This window comes from Desulfosediminicola flagellatus (genome assembly GCF_005116655.2).
In the GTDB taxonomy this organism is placed as follows: Bacteria; Desulfobacterota; Desulfobulbia; order Desulfobulbales; family Desulfocapsaceae; genus Desulfopila; species Desulfopila flagellata.
Window position 1 is genome coordinate 4,869,678 of the sequence record NZ_CP050698.1, and the last position, 18,328, is coordinate 4,888,005.

The 18,328-nt window shown below is 45.4% G+C and carries 14 protein-coding genes and 1 riboswitch; of the genes, 6 read left to right on the plus strand and 8 right to left on the minus strand.

What is annotated here, in order from left to right; genetic code table 11:
* Positions 1–193: 193 nt before the first annotated feature.
* Both FCL46_RS20160 and FCL46_RS20165 read left to right on the plus strand, forming a co-directional pair.
* Complete coding sequence (locus tag FCL46_RS20160; RefSeq protein WP_136805916.1) at positions 194–2,299, plus strand: cation:proton antiporter domain-containing protein; 2,106 nt, start codon at positions 194–196, stop codon at positions 2,297–2,299.
* A gap of 262 nt (positions 2,300–2,561) precedes the next feature.
* Positions 2,562–2,903 carry a histidine triad nucleotide-binding protein gene (locus FCL46_RS20165; protein WP_136805917.1) on the plus strand — a complete coding sequence of 114 codons (342 nt, stop codon included), beginning with the start codon at positions 2,562–2,564 and terminating at the stop codon, positions 2,901–2,903.
* 97 nt (positions 2,904–3,000) lie between these two features.
* On the opposite strand, the gene ribB is transcribed toward FCL46_RS20165, so the two are convergent.
* Complete coding sequence (ribB, locus tag FCL46_RS20170) at positions 3,001–3,651, minus strand: 3,4-dihydroxy-2-butanone-4-phosphate synthase (RefSeq protein WP_136805918.1); 651 nt, start codon at positions 3,649–3,651, stop codon at positions 3,001–3,003.
* 109 nt (positions 3,652–3,760) lie between these two features.
* A riboswitch (FMN riboswitch) is annotated at positions 3,761–3,908 on the minus strand.
* A 417-nt stretch (positions 3,909–4,325) separates the two neighbouring features.
* Here ribB and FCL46_RS20175 point away from each other — a divergent pair.
* A complete protein-coding gene (locus FCL46_RS20175; RefSeq protein WP_136805919.1) occupies positions 4,326–5,675 on the plus strand; it encodes a DNA recombination protein RmuC in 1,350 nt (449 codons plus the stop codon).
* A gap of 333 nt (positions 5,676–6,008) precedes the next feature.
* On the opposite strand, the gene FCL46_RS20180 is transcribed toward FCL46_RS20175, so the two are convergent.
* Positions 6,009–6,218, minus strand: coding sequence for a hypothetical protein (locus FCL46_RS20180; RefSeq protein ID WP_136805920.1), 210 nt, complete (start codon positions 6,216–6,218; stop codon positions 6,009–6,011).
* Between the two features lie 413 nt (positions 6,219–6,631).
* Between FCL46_RS20180 and FCL46_RS20185 the strand changes: the two genes are divergently transcribed.
* Positions 6,632–8,176, plus strand: a complete 1,545-nt coding sequence (locus FCL46_RS20185; protein WP_136805921.1) for a sigma-54-dependent Fis family transcriptional regulator — start codon at positions 6,632–6,634, stop codon at positions 8,174–8,176.
* Between the two features lie 92 nt (positions 8,177–8,268).
* Here the strand turns inward: FCL46_RS20185 and FCL46_RS20190 are convergent, their stop codons facing one another.
* The 4 genes from FCL46_RS20190 to FCL46_RS20205 are packed head-to-tail and all read right to left on the minus strand — an operon-like array spanning position 8,269 to position 12,506.
* Positions 8,269–9,603: a sigma-54-dependent transcriptional regulator gene (locus tag FCL46_RS20190; protein WP_136805922.1), complete on the minus strand. Its 1,335-nt coding sequence runs from the start codon at positions 9,601–9,603 to the stop codon at positions 8,269–8,271.
* 27 nt (positions 9,604–9,630) lie between these two features.
* Positions 9,631–11,172: an ATP-binding protein gene (locus FCL46_RS20195; protein WP_167505767.1), complete on the minus strand. Its 1,542-nt coding sequence runs from the start codon at positions 11,170–11,172 to the stop codon at positions 9,631–9,633.
* Between the two features lie 60 nt (positions 11,173–11,232).
* Entirely contained in the window at positions 11,233–11,634 is a 402-nt protein-coding gene (locus FCL46_RS20200) for a hypothetical protein (protein WP_136805924.1), read from the minus strand.
* 5 nt (positions 11,635–11,639) lie between these two features.
* Positions 11,640–12,506 carry a DUF4405 domain-containing protein gene (locus FCL46_RS20205; RefSeq protein ID WP_136805925.1) on the minus strand — a complete coding sequence of 289 codons (867 nt, stop codon included), beginning with the start codon at positions 12,504–12,506 and terminating at the stop codon, positions 11,640–11,642.
* Positions 12,507–12,885: 379 nt separating this feature from the next.
* Between FCL46_RS20205 and FCL46_RS20210 the strand changes: the two genes are divergently transcribed.
* Positions 12,886–14,406, plus strand: a complete 1,521-nt coding sequence (locus FCL46_RS20210) for an AMP-binding protein (RefSeq protein WP_136805926.1) — start codon at positions 12,886–12,888, stop codon at positions 14,404–14,406.
* A 511-nt stretch (positions 14,407–14,917) separates the two neighbouring features.
* Here FCL46_RS20210 and nrfA read toward each other — a convergent pair.
* Entirely contained in the window at positions 14,918–16,405 is a 1,488-nt protein-coding gene (gene nrfA / locus FCL46_RS20215) for an ammonia-forming cytochrome c nitrite reductase (protein WP_136805927.1), read from the minus strand.
* A gap of 291 nt (positions 16,406–16,696) precedes the next feature.
* Between nrfA and FCL46_RS20220 the strand changes: the two genes are divergently transcribed.
* Entirely contained in the window at positions 16,697–16,960 is a 264-nt protein-coding gene (locus tag FCL46_RS20220; RefSeq protein ID WP_136805928.1) for a hypothetical protein, read from the plus strand.
* A 108-nt stretch (positions 16,961–17,068) separates the two neighbouring features.
* On the opposite strand, the gene FCL46_RS20225 is transcribed toward FCL46_RS20220, so the two are convergent.
* Positions 17,069–18,250 carry an iron-containing alcohol dehydrogenase gene (locus FCL46_RS20225; RefSeq protein ID WP_136805929.1) on the minus strand — a complete coding sequence of 394 codons (1,182 nt, stop codon included), beginning with the start codon at positions 18,248–18,250 and terminating at the stop codon, positions 17,069–17,071.
* Positions 18,251–18,328 lie beyond the last annotated feature (78 nt).

Genomic DNA, 18,328 nt, shown 5'->3' on the forward strand with positions numbered 1-18,328 from the left:
CAACATAATGCCGGAAAAGGAGTTTTCCTTTTCCGGCATTATTCTATCTACGTACCCGCTTTACCACTCGTTTGACACTTCCCGAAATAGGGACTTATACTTGGAGTATGCTTTGATAACTACAGTTCACTGAAACTATCAGCCTCATCCTGCATAGAGGTAAACGCAACCGGATTTCAAGGACATTAAGACTATGGTAACATTCAGTATCGCCATTCTCCTTGCTTCAGGCCTCGCAGTAAGTAAAATCTGTCAACGTTTTCATCTCCCCACAGTTACAGGGTACATTCTTGCGGGCATGCTCCTGGGCCCCACAGGTTTCGACATCATCTCTGAAGATAGAATCGGCGACAACCTGACCCATTTCACCCAAATCGCCCTCATGCTCATCGCCTTTGGTATTGGTGAGCATATCGAGCTTAAAAAGCTCAAAGAACATACCCGTAGTCTGAAATGGATTGGCTTTTTTGAGGCTGCAGCAGCATTTACCGTTGTTACAACCGCGATATATAGCACCATCTACCTCACAGGGTTTGAAGTTGTCGGCTGGGCTCCCCGTGATTACATTGTGTTATCAATGCTTCTGGGTTCTATCGGTATAGCCACTGCCCCCGCAGCAACCCTCCTGGTAATCAGGGAATTAAAGGCCAAAGGCCCGCTTACATCAACACTCATGGCTATAGTTGCAATTGATGACGGACTGGCAATCATTATTTTCGGTCTCATAGTCTCAATCGCTCATCAAGTTCTTGGATTTTCAGGAAATCCGCTATTAATATCTATCGGTGGCAGTGCAATAGAAATTATCGGCTCCCTGCTACTAGGCCTCCTCACAGGCACTATTCTCGTCATGATTCTTGGGAAATTGCAGGAACTGAGCGAAATCATGACTGCAGGCCTGGCTACACTCCTCCTCTGTGGAGAGATCGCCTTATTTCTGCATCTTTCTCCCCTGCTTGCAGGAATGGCCGCAGGTTTCTGCCTTGTAAACAAGGCTGAACGTGACGTGCGGGTATTCAGAGCATTAAATAGTTTTGAACCACCTATTTATGTACTTTTTTTCACCCTGGCAGGGACTCATCTGGATATTCAATCACTTCGAAACGCCGGTATCCTTGGAATCATTTACTTTCTGTCCACTGTGAGCGGAAAAATCTGTGGCGTTAATATCGGGGCTCAGTTGGCCAACTCACCTGCAGAGGTCAGGAAATATCTTGGATTTGCAATGGTCCCGCAGGCAGGAGTTGCCATTGGGCTCATCTTTCTTCTGTCGTCTGATGAAATACTCATGCCCTACGCCGAAGTGATCACTCCCATAGTACTTACAGGTGTATTCCTCTCAGAACTTATAGGTCCCGTTAGTGCGAGATTTGCACTCACCCGAGCAGGAGAAGTACATAAAAGCCAGGAGGAAAAACTTGATGAAACCGGAGCCTCCATCTGCTCACTTGATGAAACTTTCAGGATCATTCCCTGGAAATGGCGTAAGCTTAAAATGACTAAAGACCCTGAAGGTTTCATCATCTTTCATGCTGTCGAACAAACCACAGCAAGAGGACTTGCCAGAACAGCTACAATTCTTGCTTATTACAATAAATGCCTGCCTATGTCTGTGCGGTTGTTGCCGACAGAAAAAGACCACAAGGATCTTGACCACCTCTTTTATGATGAACATGCAGAAGTACAAAACATGGGTTCTAATCTCGTAACAGAGCTAGCTCCCGGCCCGGACCTTGCCGCCGGACTGGTCGCTGCTGTTGAATGCCACAATACAAAAGCACTTGTACTGGCCTACCCACTCAAAGGCGATATTGCAGCTTTCCAGGAGCTTTTTGACACTGTCGCACGACATGTGCACTGTCCTGTGACTGTGGTACGCTTCTATGGTGAACTACATACAGAGCGGATACTGGTTCCACTAACAGATATTGATGAACTTGATGATATGTTCGAAATCATCGCTGCTCTGGCGTCGGTTGGTGAACACAGACTCAACCTGCTCTACATGATGTCTTCTGAGGCTGAACCTAAGGATATTATAGCCAGGGAGAGAGAAATTGAAGAGTGGCTCAGCAAACAGCAGCACCAACCCACAGTTTCCATTATGGCTGTGCCGACAGATTCCAGACTTGACATGATCATTGAGTCCGCAGAAGAGGCGGATCTGGTTGTAATGGGTTCCAGACAAACAAGCAATATGGCACGTATCCTCTTTGGTTCGCTGGTTGACTCAGTTGCCGCCAAATTACGTAAAACCTTGATTGTAGTATATAACGCTGGTAAACATTCAAGAAAGTAGCAGGAAAAACAGAGATAATTCGTCTGTAGGTATACGATTTTCTGCTTTGCTCGACCCCAAGCAGTACTAGGAGACTGCCCGACAATGGCCTTTTGCCCAAACTCTTCGGAATTCTCGAAAACCAGTGCGCGCAATATCGACCACATAGCTGTGCTTATTTTTTGAAAATGTCTCGCTTTTTGCCAAATTTTCTATTGTCGGACAGCCTCATAGGACAACCCAAACACGATACACGGTTAACAGCCACCAGGAGGAAATAACCATGAGTGACTGCCTGTTTTGTAAAATTATCGCGGGAGATATCCCGGCAGAAAAATTGTATGATGATGACGATGTCATCGCCTTCAGGGATATTTCCCCGCAGGCTCCTCAACATTTTCTGGTCATCCCTAAAAAACATATTATCAATCTTTCGGATATGACTGAAGGTGATGATGCGCTCGTCGGCAAAATGATGCGCGTAGCGGCACAAGTCGCAGATGAATATGGGATCAAGGAAGGGTACAGGACGGTGATTAATAACGGCGCCGATTCAGGTCAGCTTGTTTTCCACCTGCACATGCATGTACTTGGCGGACGACCGATGGGGTGGCCTCCGGGCTGATTGGATAAAAATCTACCTTTCAAAACTGCTGAGGGGATATACTATCTAACCAGACAGTATATCCCCTCAGGTACTTTAAGCAGACTACTTACAAGTATCACGCAGCTAAAGCAACCGCTTCTCTATACTGCACGATATCTTCTATAGTGAGCACCACCATATTATGCTTTCTACCGAAATCAACAATCTCGGGGAGTCGCGCCATGGTGCCATCAACATTTGTTACTTCACAAAGAATTCCAGCAGGCTGAAGTCCGGCAAGCGTCATCAGATCAACGGTACCTTCAGTGTGACCACGACGTGCAAGCACGCCATCAGGTTGCGCCCGTAAAGGAAACACGTGACCTGGATGACAAAGATCTTCAGGTTTCGCATCCAGTGCGGCAGCAGTTTTAATCGTTGTCACTCTGTCAGCAGCAGAAACACCTGTTGTCACGCCATTTTTTGCTTCAATAGAGACAGTAAAGGCAGTCTGATTAGCACTGCTATTATTGACAACCATCGGCGAAAGACCGAGAGATTGTATCTTTTCATCGGTCAGGCAGAGGCACACTATTCCGCTACACTCACGGATCATAAGTGCCATTTGCTCATTGGTCAGGTGCTCAACCGAGTAGATCAGATCGCCTTCATTCTCACGATCCTCATCATCTACGACCAATACACCCTCACCAGCCTGTAAGGCTGCAAGTGCTTTTTCAACCCGCTCACGCGGATCACCAAACTGCGAAAGTAAAGACTGATTCATGGTAATTCTCCTTTTTACTTTTACCAGAACCAGGGCGTACAAGAGCACAGAACAGCTGTGTGAACACACAGCCGTACCAGTGAAGCAGCATTTCGATATCGCTCCACTGTGCTATCCTCTCCCTTCCGGACTGTAACCGTCGGCTCTGGAATTTCGCCAGATCTGCTTGACCCTGCTATATTGGGCAGGCGCTCGCGGGCTTTTCTATTATAGAAATCACCGCCGGTGGGGAATTTCACCCCGCCCTGAGAATAGATTGCGCACAGTCCGCAGAGATATGTGTAAGACATACTCTCCACACTATGCGCGCCAATATGTGTATGACCTCAAAACCACACCCTAACAGTATCAGCATGAGCGCCAGACAGGCTATACTGTAACGGAGTTCACACCAAAGTCAAGTAAATCAGGACTTCAGCTCACACACCATAACACAACGATACACAGCCCACAGATAAGGCACTGATTTAAAAAACATATCCAACAAAAATAGAGCAAATGCATACCAATACTCTACAGGTCATTATCCGGACTGCTAGGTTCTCTCCCTATTTCAGCTTGCTATAGCAATACCTTTATGTTCCTGTAATCAATTATGAACAGGAAATATTTGCTGATTACGATTTCTACCAAAGCACACTTTCAACCCTGACCTTGCGCTAATCCGCCACTCTATGAATCCATTTGAATCTTCACAGCTCCAGGAAATATTACAAAAACTTAGCCAGACACTGACGACACACCCAACGCAGGCAATTGTTTTTTTTGCTTTTTTTGCAATCCTGTTAGTAATTTTTGCTATCAGCTATCGAAAAATTCAGCAACTCAATGATCTCCTCATGAAGAGCGAAGACGAACTTGAACTGGCCAAGGAAACTCACGAGCAACTGAAAGATGTGATAACTAACCACAAAATTCGTGAAGCACGCCTTATCACCCTTCTCAAAACTGAGAGAAGGAATTCTTCAGAAAAACTCGCTCTACTCGAAGATGCGCGGGATCAGCTTAAACTGCAATTCAGCTCTCTTGCTCAAGAGATTTTTGACGACAAAAGCCAAACTTTTACCAATCAATCGAAAGAACGTCTCGACGCTCTACTCCAGCCTTTTCACCTTCAATTACATTCATTAAAACAGGAGATACGGCAAACCTATTTGAATGATACCAGGGAACGGGCTTCTCTCAAGCAGGAGCTCATGCAACTTCAGGATCTGAATCGACAGATGGGTGAAGAGGCAATAAACCTGACCCGTGCGTTAAAAGGAGACAAAAAATTACAAGGCAACTGGGGGGAACTTGTACTTGAGCGTGTTCTTGAGCAATCCGGCCTGCGACGTGGCCATGAATACCAGACTCAACAAGGATACAGGGATGAAAACAACAGACTTTTCAAACCCGATGTAATCATTCATCTACCCGAAGGAAAAGATGTTATCATAGATTCCAAGGTTTCATTGTCCGCCTGGGAAAGATACTGCAGTACGGAAAACAGCGAGAAGCAACATAAAGCAATGTCCGATCTGGTACTGGCCATCCGCAACCACATCCAATCACTCGGCGGCAAAAAATATGAAGAACTCAAAGGCATTCGATCGCTTGATCTGGTTCTGATGTTCATGCCTATTGAAGCTGCATTTATGGCTGCTTTCAATCATGATGAGAAACTCTTTTCAGACGCTCTCAATCAGAAAATTGTCGTCGTTACTCCAACCACCCTGATCGCTACTTTACGCACCATCGAGAATATTTGGCGTTACGAACACCAGAGCCGAAACTCGCTGGAAATCGCTCAAAAAGCCGGCACCCTCTATGATAAGTTCAGAGGATTTGTAGAGGATATGGAAAAAATCGGCAAACAGATTGATACATGCCATCAGACATACGACAGCGCTATGAACAAACTCACACAGGGTCGGGGAAACCTGATTGCCCAGGCACAACATTTAACTCAGCTCGGAGTACAGGTCAAAAAAGAACTGCCGAAAGCAGTTACTGAGATGGCAGATGAAGAGTTAAGAAACTAGTGTCCTGTCATGCCTCAGATGTCTAATTCTGTTCGCCCTTTTCACTTCCTGACTTCGTTACTCGTTCTGTTACATAGCGCTGCTATGCTCCATCACTCGTGCCTCGCAGGAAGAGAAAAAGCTTCACATGATTACGACATCTGACACATGACATGACACTAGAAGCACACACTGATAAATTTAAGCTGCCCTTCTATAAAAAAACGATCTGCGCTGAAGGGTGTGCATTGATCGTAGCAAACCAGTGGAGGGGGACTCACATTGGCTAATCACAATTTCTCTACAACCCTCCAACACAGATCATTTTACATCATCAAGGATTATCCTTTAATATCAGGCAGCCAGAAAGCCGTGTTCATCTTTGACCATCTCTAATTGCCCATCTATTTTAATATATCTCCGATTGAACTGATCCTCGTAGGATTCAAGCAGTTTTCGGCCAGGAAGAAAGTCACCCGCAGCTTTACCTATAACAAAACATTTTCCAGCCTTTCGAAAACGCAGTGCTTCTTTTTTCTTAGCTACAGCAGTCTGTTTTTTCATTTCTGAATACCCAGGACGTTAATTTCTTCACGGATAGAAAAAAATAATGAATGTTTCATTGTTCTTTACCTGATTTTTTATCATATATTCTGGGTACTCTATAGCATGAGTCATGCCATTTTCTATTTTTTCATACACTTACCGGATAAACAATCTCAAAATTTCGATAGAACCCCATACTTTCACCGAATCTCCGGATGAGTGCTCTAAAATGTTTACCAATACTGGTTGTCAGGCAACCTGAGCAAGGCCTACACACATGACAACTTCGTTGTCACTACAGAGGTTCAAAACTCGAGAACATGTAAATTTTGTTTACATCACATTAAAGCTCAAACAATTGACATAATGAGAAATAGCAAATACATTACAACATCAAACAAACTGCATGTAAACTTACTTACCAATAGAATATGCCCGATACACACCTGACCTCACATAAAGATCTCACCCTGCTAAGACAGCGTCTTTCCCATGTAACCCGGTCCTGGGCTCTTGATGACTACAAAGCATTTGTCGTTTTCTACACGAGAATATTACCCAAATTGATGGGCGCTGAGCGGTGCACAATTTTCATAATGGATATTGGCAGTAATCAAATCTGCTCAATGTTCGGAACCGGGTTGCAGGAAATTTCTATTGAACCTCCAATGGAGGGCAGCATTGCCGGCAAGGCAATTTCCACCGGCAACAGTGTTATCGATAACGACCTTACCAGCCATAGCGGCTTCCATGAAGATGTCGCTGAACAGACAGGTTTTGTCTGCCATAACATGCTCTGCTCTCCAATCAAAGGTGTCGACAGTCACAACGTTTCAGGGGCTGTTCAATTACTCAACAAGAAGGATAACAAACCTTTCACAGTAGAAGACCAGCTCCTGCTTGAGGAGGCCGCGCACTTTCTTTCTATCTCAATCGAGTCAATTGTTCTCAATCAGGAAATCATACGAATCGCAGGCTACCTGGAACAAGAGGTAGACAGGCTTGAACAGAATTCTGTACGTGGCCAAATTTTCATCGCTGAAAGCCCAGCCATGCAGGAAGTACTTAATCTGGTAAACGTTGTCAGTAATACTCCGATCAATGTCATGCTGCTGGGAGAAAACGGTACGGGTAAGGATGTCATCGCCAGAATGATTCATGAACGAGGCCAACGCAAAGATAAGTCATTCGTGCCGGTAAACTGCGCCTGCATCCCTGAAAGTCTCGTCGAAAGTGAATTTTTCGGCCACGAAAAGGGTGCATTTACTGGAGCTGACACAACACGAATAGGCAGGTTTGAAGAATCAGGTGGTGGTACATTATTCCTGGATGAAGTTGCAGAAATGCCGATCACCGTTCAACCGAAATTCCTTCGCGCCCTAGAAGAGCAGGAAGGTAGCAGGCTTGGAAGTGGAAAAACTATCTCGTATGATCTTCGGATTATATGTGCAACCAATAAGGACATTACTGAAGAGGTAAAAAACGGAACGTTCAGAGAAGATTTATATTTCCGGCTTTTTTCCGTAGAGATAGTGATCCCCCCTCTACGTGAGAGACCTGAGGATATCCTGCCTCTTTCCCTGCATTTTTTAGATCAAACCAACCATCGCTTTGGCAAACAGGTCGCAGGCTTCTCACCTGAACTTATGGATCTCTTTGAGGAGTATCCATGGCCCGGAAATGTTCGACAACTCCTGCGGGAGGTAGAACGACTGGTAGCTCTCACTCCAAATTATAACATAATACCAGTAACTAAATGCTCGCCAGGCCTGCAACAATATAAAAAAGAGATTCCAGAGAAAATATCTTCTAAAATGATGCTTTCCATCCCCGACCAGGTTCAAAAGCTTGAAAAAGAACTTATCAGAAAGGCACTGAAAAAAACTTCAGGCAACAAATCCCAGGCCGCCAAACTGCTTAAACTGACACGCCAGGGACTAGCGCAAAAACTTAAACGCTACCAGATGAATATATAACCTGATTTTCAAATGGCGCTCCCTTTCGAAAACTACCAATTGCCCGGTCAAGAACTACTTTGATGAGCGGATATCGTTAATCTACCAGTGCGTTACTTCGACTGGGACGCGCTACTAATACCAAATTTTTTCATTTTATAACGCAATACACGCTCACTGATCCCCAGAGAATCTGCCGCCCGAGTCTGCACCCAATCATACTGGTCCAGTGCTGAAAGCAGCATCTGTCGCTCTACCCTTGCAAGGCGGTCGCTGAGAATCCCTCCGCCTTCTGGTTGCTCACGCAGTTCAATCGGGAGATCGGTCAGGCGGATAACCTTACCCCGAACAAAAGTAACCAGGCGCTGAATTATATGCTCAAGCTCACGGACATTTCCTGGGAAATCATATTTAACAAAGACAGATTGTGCATCACTGTCAAATGATGTTGCAGCGCTATATTTTTGCAGAAAAAAATCTACCAGCTCAACGATATCTCCACGGCGTTCACGAAGCGGTGGTATAAAGAGTTCGAGTACGTTTAACCTAAAATACAAATCTTCACGAAAAGTACCATCTGCTACCATCTGCTTGAGATCTCTATTTGTAGCGGCAATAACCCGCACATCAACAAAAATCTGATTTTCGCTACCTACCCGGCTGATTGATTTATCCTGCAGGGCACGCAGCAGCTTTGCCTGCAGTTGCAGCGGTAATTCACCAACCTCATCAAGAAACAGCGTACCTTTTTCCGCTAACTCAAATCTGCCTCGTCTCCGGGATGAGGCCCCGGTAAACGAACCTTTCTCATGCCCGAACAGTTCCGACTCAAAAAGCGATTCAGGCACAGCAGCACAGTTAACCTCAACAAAAGGACCGTTCTTTCTCTCGCCAAGCAGATGTATGCATTTCGCAACCATCTCCTTACCGGTTCCGGTCTCGCCACGAATCAAAACAGGCCATTCGACAGGAGCAGCACGATGGACGAGCGAAAGCAAATCCTGCATTTCCCTGCTGCTACCGATAATATTCATGGGCAATTTCTGGTTACTCAAAGCAGTGGTCACATCCTCCGCCTCTTCGGAGGCAACCACATCCTGTTCTATTCTGCGAATTTTTTCGAGCAGCTCGAGTAAATCGACCGGTTTCTCGAGGAAATCATCTGCTCCAAGCTGCATGACCTTTACAGCAGTAGAAACACTGCCGTAAGCGGTTATCATGATTGCGCGAACAATGGGAGATTCCTGACGAATACGGGCCAGCACCTCATCTCCATTCATATCCTCCATACGGTGATCAACAAGAACCAACTGCACAGGATTATTCCGAAAAAGATGTAAAGCTTCACTGCCACCTGATGCGCTCAACACATCATACCCCTGTTTTTCGAGAAATCCCTGCAACATATCACGTTGCATTTTCTCATCATCAACTATCAGGATTTGCATGTATATTCGGTCCTTGAGGGATATGTATCAAACACTCTGTCGAGGAAGTTCGATGGTCATGGTAAGTTTCTGTTCGTTATCATCGCCAACGGCCGTAATTGTTCCGCCATGTGCTTCAACGATCTTCCTGCTTATGGCAAGTCCCAGTCCTGTGCCTTGTGTTTTCGAAGTGAAGTACGGCTCAAAAATGGTATCAATCGCATTGCTCGATAGAGTATAACCACCATTAATAATAGTTACTCTGCAATACTTGCCGACATTTTTAACAGCAACACGGCAGTAACCGCCATGCGGTTGGGCTTCTACCGCATTTTTAATCACGTTTTCGAATAGCTGCCCGAGCAGGTGACCATCACCGGGTACAATATATCCATCTTCAGGAGACAGGACAATATCAATCCCCTGGTCCTCACAACCCGGCGAATACAAGGCAATTGTGTTTTTTAAGAGCGCGGTCAAATCGACGCTTTCAGTTCCGACTTCAAAATCCCGCACATACTGCTGCAGACTTGTGACAATGTTATTTGAGCGCCTGACCGCTTCACGCATGGATATGATCAAGCCACTATGATCTTCATCAAGCCCTTCGGCTTCGAGCTGTAATCGCTGCAACCCCATGCCAATAGCATTCAACGGATTACGAATCTCATGGGCAATTGTCGCAGCAGCACGCCCCAGGGCGGCTTCCTCATGCTGACGGGCCATTTCCTGTTCGTATTCACGTGCCGCGTTTATTCGTAATTTTTCAGTATAAAAAAGCCACCAGCTCGAAACTGCACCCAAAACTATCAGGATACTAACAAAAACAGTAAACTCAAGATACATCTGTCGCAGTCTCTTAGCGAAATGTGATGCCCGCTGCGTAACAATCAACACCTGGTCGTTCATGCGTAATCTGGTTTCGGTGAATCGCTCCCCATCCCGTTCTACCAGTTTCGCAAGTTGCAGATCCGATTCAATGGCACCTTCATCTGCAGCTACCAGCTGAACCCCGGCAATACCGTGTAATTTACTCAAACTTGCAATCAGATGTTCTACCGACACATCCTTTTGAATAGCTTCAACATCTTTGGTCGAGAACCCGACTATTACGCAACCGCCATTCAGAGTCCCCTCTTCCACCCCGTCTATGAGAGTATACAAATGTTCACTGCTGTGTATGTTCAGGCCGGGTAAATCTTTGCAGGTAATATCAGGCCCCCAGTTCACCGGCCCGTCTACCCTGCCTGAATTCCCGGCTGGAATGATGGTCACTCCGGCAAGGCCTGTCTCTTTTGCAAAAGCTGTAAGTTCTGAAGAGCTGAATGATTCAATGATATTGAGATAGGCAATAAACCTGGCACTATTTTGAAGAAAGCTGGTAATAATCGCCTCAAAACCATCATTACTCAAAATGGCATTGCGAATATTTAATTCCACTGCTGCAGCGAGTACCTTGGAGTGCTCTCGCGAGTTCTTTCGAAACTGCTCCGAAGCCTTATGTACCTGATAAAAAAAATACCCGCCAACCAGTGCCACAATGATGACACAGATTGCCAGGTTAGTTTTCCATATAGGGTTGTTTCGCATAATTCTAGATTTCTCCAATGCAACTGTACCCATTAGTTATGGCAATTATCAGCAATTTCGTTATTGACACTGTACCTCCTTTTTTGCTCCCTTTCGTTTACGGGATAACCGTGCACGGACCCCGGTTGGATCGTTACATGAAGCCATTCCACAACCACGCACTTCAAAAGCCTGAAAAGTTGCCCTTCCGACATCAGCAACCTTTCCCCATACCCGTACATGATTTCCGGAAGTGATACACCCAGGAAGTCTCAATTCGCCGGAACCGGATTCAACCAACAGCGCAGATGAGAGCATTACCGTAACCATCTCGCCCGCATCCTGATCAGGTTGAACTATCATCACTAATCCATCCGAATCAACCTCCAGGACTTTCCCATGAAGAAAGTCCTGGTCACTCGCAAAGCTCAGGCTGGCAAAAAGTACGACTACTGAAAATATGAGGAAAACGTTCTTCATCATTGTCTTCAGTCTTTTACAACCAGTGAACGGATAGCTTCAAATATTTCCATAGGCTCCTGTCCATTCGCACTTCCTATCTCTTTTATGGCCATAGAGCTGTCGCAGGTAATCCCCATACCATTGAGGCCTGTAACTATCATTTGCTTATTCAGACCAAGCTCGGTGCATACCTCATCCAGACTTTTCTTACCAAACCCAGGTCGAGGGTGATCAGGAAATGTAGAAGCCAGCGACTCTACCTTAGCAACAGTAGCTGCTGCAGGTGCCGATTCTTTTTTTGCGGGTTTAATAATCTCATATACTTGCTGTGGGGTCAATTTGTTATTATTAGCAATTTTCTTAATTGTATCTTTATCACCTTCAACCTGCAGACCTGCCTCTTTCATGAGAGCAACCGCCTTTTCAGCATCAAGGCCTTCTTTTTTCGAAAACAGTTTTATCGAAGAAAGTTCAGCATGTCCGTATGGCGGCTCACCGTATTTTATTGAACCTTTATGCTTAAACGTTTCGCCCAGCGTAAGGACAGTGCTCATTGGCGGAATCTGATAATAGGTTCCAACGGCAACAAGCACTGTTATCAGTACTGCTACATTAAACGCACCCGTAAAGACCTTAATTTCGCGAGCCTTATTTTTCATATATGCGACAATTGGCGCCCAATTGAAATATATGTGCAGAACACTTGCCACCAGAAACAGTACACCAATAGTTATATGCTGATCGCCCCACTCGGTTTTAGATAACCCAACTAAATGCCAGTCAGCCCAATAAGCAACCCGGCCTTCCGGTACAATATAAAGTACTACAGAGTTGATGAGTAATAAAAGCAGAGACACCAGCATCGTCATTGATGTTATTTTTCGCATATTCATTGTAATTCTCCTTGAGTGTGTTCAAGTTTGTAGGTACCACGTCCAATAGTGTTTGTTTTTATAGATCAATATTTATGCCATTCCACCCAAAATACATATCCTCCTGTAATAACATCACATCTTACCATTCCGAACGTAAACACTCTCAAGAATTATGCGACAATACTTTACTTCCCTCGACAAATCTGTCGAACCGTTCACTGCTTTTTGCACTTCTGACAACGAGCGCTAAACAATCCCTATCATCTCCTGACATTGCTAAACCTCTCAAAAAATGGTACTTGGAAATCTCAGATAATTCCGTACATAACGATATAATCACCTCAATGGGAAAACTGTTGTTTTTAGCGGAGCATTAACAGAACATCAGGAGGAATTTGTGCTTTTACACCATAGGTTTATAGATACAGCGAAAGAATTGGGCGACAAACTGGCGATTCATGATTTCACCACCAACAAAAAAGTCACCTACGACCGTGCACTGATAGCCTCACTCATTCTTTCCTCTATTTTTAGAAAATACGAGAAAGGCAATATAGGTCTGATGCTCCCGACTACGGCAGGCTGTATTCTCTCAAAAATTGCTATTCTGATGAGTGGTCGCACACCTGTGATGATCAACTACTCCACCGGCGCAGAAAATAACGCCAGGTACGCTCAGAACAAATGTGATTTCAGAACTATAATCACCTCCAAAGCGCTGTTGGAAAAAATCGAGTGCCCATTCGTTGAAGGCATGATCTACATTGAAGACATCATGGATAAGATCACCGGCCTGCAAAAAGCTCGCGCCGCGCTGATTTCCAAATTGCCTGCACCGGTAATTAAAAAGCTCGTCTTTTGCGGCAGTGAAGAGACCAACTGCGCAATTCTCTTTACCAGTGGCAGTGAAAAAGACCCGAAGGCTGTCCAACTTTCTCATAAAAATATCGGTTCAAATGTTGTCTCCTGTACTGATAGATTCAAATTCACCAGGGATGATGTATTCCTTTCTACGCTGCCGTACTTTCACGTATTCGGTCTCACCGTCAATATGTGGATTCCAATCCATCACGGCAATACCATCCTTACTTTTGCCAACCCGCTCGAGTATAGAAAAGTCTGCACCATCGCCCGGGATCACAAACCGTCACTCATGGTTGGCACACCGAGCTTTTTCTGGGGCTATTTACGAAAATCGGAAGCAGGTGACTTTGACTCACTGCGAGTTGCCCTCTGCGGCGCCGACAAATGTCCGGACTCTCTGCGTGACGCCTTTTTTGAAAAACATGAAAAGGTGCTCTATGAAGGATATGGCGCAACTGAGTGCTCCCCTGTTATTGCCGCGAACTGCCCGGAGGACAACCGCGCCGGCAGTGTAGGCAAGCCTGTATTAGGCGTTCAGGTACGTATTGAAAATTATGAGACAGGTGAAGAATCAGGCCCGGGTGAGGATGGAAGAATTCTCATTAAAGGCGATAACGTCATGAAAGGCTATTTCAATGACTTCGAGCAGACATCTCTGCACATTCGCCGTGGCTGGTATGATACCGGAGATATGGGAAATATCGACGCAGACGGCTATCTCTGGCATGTTGGTCGCTTAAAGCGCTTTGTAAAAGTCGGTGGGGAGATGGTGTCACTGGTTAAAATAGAGGACATCCTTGAAAAACTTCTTCCCGAAGATGCGCATTGCTCTGTTGTCGAAATTCCCGATTCGATCAAAGGTGCCAGGATTGTTGCGGTAACGACCCACCCTGTAGATAAAAAATCTGTTATGAAAAAAATGGCTGAACATTTGCCCGCAATCGCAATCCCGAAAACCTTTCTCATCATGGAAAATCTACCCAAAATGGGAAGCGGCAAAATAGACTTTCGCGCGATTACCGAAATTGCCCGCCTTGAGTTGCTCCGCCAATAAAATACGAGCAATTTCCGGGGAAGCTGTCCGAGAATTCCTCTCTCGAAGCCTGCGCTTATCTCCCCAACATGTGAAGCCGCTGCGAATATTCTGTTTACGTTTTTTTTAGCAGCGGCTGACTCCTCCTTTTCACCGAATTACACTCTCCAAGCCTTCAGGCTACCTTGAGAATACCGCATATACAGTATCTGGAGAAACATGATGATGCAAAGCCCGGTTTGCTCTATAGGAACCTGTCGGATTATACCCCTATTCCCCATCTCGGCGTTATTTTCAAAAATTCAATGCTGCAGGTAAGCGAAGACTCCGATATCAATTATATGGCTGTGCTTTATTTTTCGAAAATGCCTTGATCTGTGAAAAAAATGCCATAACCAGACAGACTCCTATAGCGCAAACAAAAACACCCCGAACCGTTGCCGGTCCGGGGTGCCCAGAGGAGTAATCCGAATCCCGATTTAATCACCAGTACTTCCAGAGGGAGATTAAATCGGGCAAGGAGTAGAATGGATTACTTCATGTACGAGGTTTTGTCAGACATGCCCTTGCGGGTGGCCGGATCAAGAAGCCCCTTTGCAGTTGCCTGCTTTTCCCATTCTTTAAGTAAAGTTGCTCGAAAGTTCTCTTTTTCTTCTACCAGTTTTGCCAGAGGTACTTGTGCAAGCGCCTGAGCTTTGGTTTTGTCTGAGAAATCAGGTGCAATAAAATCTACGGCACCATGCTTTGCAAGAACCTGAACAAGCTTTAAACGTGCAGTCTGAGCAGTCTCATTAGCAACAGCAAGGAGACGCAGCGTCTCTTCAGGAGCGTGGAAGAATGACCCGTGACTTGCGATTGCATAATCCCATTTCCACTGAGCGTGACGAATATCAGTGAGGATCTCTTTCATCTCAGTTTCAGTGGCACCAATTTCCCATGCTTTACCCGCTTCAAGATGCGCCTTGGCAATGCTGTCCATGGCGATTTCCATCAACTGCTCTTTACGCTCGAATTTGGTCTCAATAACAGCCTTAAGCTCTTCTGCTTCCTGATCATGACAACCGAGACAAACTGTTTCGATGTTCTCCATCGGGCTGGCAATATGATGATCAGAGAAGGTCTCATCTCCTTCTGTCGTGCTTGGCATATGACAGTCAGCACAGGAAACGCCGCTCTTAGCGTGAATACCGGTCGAAAAGATCTCATAACCCGGATGCTGAGCTTTCAGCATTGGAGCTTTACTGATCTTATGAGTCCAGTCTTTAAAACCGAGCTCGTCATAGTATTTTTCCATGTCTTCAGCGGTAAGGCCGTTATCCCATGGCAAGGTAACTACCTTGGCAACCTTTTTTTCGCCTTTTTTATCGGTCCATTCAGTTGCTTTGAAATAGTACTCTGAGTGACATTGAGCACAAGCAAGAGATCTCATTGATTCACTGTCGATATTCTTAGTATCAACACCGATTGCCTCAAGTCCGCGCTCAAGATATGGGCGTGAAATGGTCAACTCTGCAGTCTGACTGCTGTGACAATCTGCACAGCCGATAGCGTTAGCCATCTCGTTGCCGTACTTTGCCCACTTACCTGTGAAGTACTCAAGCTCGCCCTGCTCTTCAATAAGGCGAGGTACGTCCGGAGATTTACAGGTCCAGCATGCTGTAGGCATAGGGCCTGTTGCAGGTCCTACCGGTGCACCGGTACGCAGACTGTTGATATTTGACTGCACCGCATAGAAGTGACCACGCGGTGCATTGTAGTCTTTTGCGAAACCGTATCCTGCCCAGAGAACTGCGAGCTGCGGCTTCTTCTCAAGCATATCGGTAATTGTGTCGTTCTCAGAAGTCTGCATCCAGGTTTTGAACTGATTAGGGAACTTTTCCGCCCACTTCTCATTTCTACTCTCTACCCCTTTCTCCGCTACACCAGCCTGTCCTGCAATTACAGTTCCCGGAAGGCTACTGCCAACCATCACTCCAACTGTAATAAGGGACCCTGCAAGCAGCAAATGTGATCTCTTCATAACATCTCCTTAAATGAATATTTTGTGTGATAAAGACACTCTTTATCCGACTGACCCTCCCGCCAAAGAACATCAGCCATCATCGCCTTTCGAGCCGATTTTACAGCCCAATCATTTCATCGCGCGTTGTATTACAATGTCGCAATACAATATGCAAGCGCCATACCTGTTTATTTACTCAACGATTTCAGATAAATACGAACACGCTAACCTTTGGCGTTACCATTAGGTAACAACTCAATGCAAACGCGCGTTACCTTACGGTAACAGTATCGACATGCATACTGATGTATGATTGAAGAGGTGGATGAGAGGGTTAAAAGGTTGAAAGAATACGGAGTTTCACCAATTCTCCGCATTCTTTCAGGAGACAACAGAGGAGATGAAGAAAGTCTTCATTGGGCAGTCGTGTTTCATGTTTTTCACATCTGTCCTAACGCTTTGCAGCCAGACGCACATGAAACACAGGTGGGCAAGGTGAATTTTAAAGCATGGTACATCTGTACAAACGAGAAGGGACGAGGCAGAGTGGCGGGTACTACATGCCGGGTATAGCAACTAATCACACCAATTGATTATGAGTTTATTTCACTCTCCCCATCCGCATCCCATTTCGTATTGCAGCGGATCAGACCTTCCCGGTCGATCCGCTACATTGCCTGATTACAGAGCTGCAGTATAGATTGCAACTACGTCTTCGTCTTTCGGCAAACGTGGATTTGTTAATCCACAAGCATCTTTCTGAGCATTACCGGTCATGGTAGCAATATCTTCAGCCCGTACTTCTTTACCGTAACGCTTACCAAGCTCTACCAGACCAGCAGGAATACCGATATCTGTTGAAAGCTTTTGAATTGCAGTTAATGCCAATTCTGCTGCTTCCCGCTTGGAAAGGCCTTCTGTGTTTTCTCCCATCAGTTCCGCAATTTTGACAAACCTGTCCATCTTGGCGATGAGGTTAAATCTGCTGACATGTGGAAGAAGGATAGCATTACACTCACCATGTGGCAGGTCATAAAAACCACCAAGCTGATGGGCCATCGCATGTACATGACCAAGACTGGCATTGTTAAACGCCATACCGGCAAGATACTGTGCAAAACACATACCTTCACGTGCTACGATATCCGTTCCATTTGCAACTGCTGGGCGCAGATGAGTAGCAATCAGTTCAATCGCTTTTTCAGCTGCAGAGTCTGTCATTGGGTTAGCGATAGTAGAAACATATGCCTCAACCGCATGAGTCAGAGCATCCATGCCTGTTGCTGCGGTAAGTGCAGGTGGCATTCCAACCATCAACATTGGATCATCAATAGCAATGCCTGGAGTTACACGCCAGTCAACGATGGCCATTTTCACTTTGCGGCTGGTGTCTGTAATAATACAGAAACGGGTCATTTCAGATGCGGTTCCAGCTGTTGTGTTTACAGCAACATATGGAGGCATTGGATTTTTAGACTGATCCACACCCTCATAATCATGAATTGTTCCGCCATTAGCAACTACAAGGCCAATTCCCTTACCACAATCATGCGCGCTACCGCCGCCGAGGGTAATGATACTATCACAACGATTGGTCTTATAACTCTCAACACCCTCATGAACATTCTTATCAGTAGGGTTAGGAATAGTCTCATCATAAACAACATAGCCCATGCCCGCTGCATCCAGCATGTCGCTAACCTGCTTGGTAATTCCCGCTGCAGTAATACCTTTATCTGCAACGATCAATGGTTTCTCACCACCAAGTGCCTTGATTTTAGCTGGTATCTCTTTGCTTGCACCAATACCGATGAGGGTAACACTTGGAATGAAATATCCGTAAACCTGCTCGACTGTAGCCATAACTTCACCGTCCTTTGTTAGATTTGATCGTTTGTTATGTCCCAACCTACTAATACTCGTTGTATATTCTTTATACAG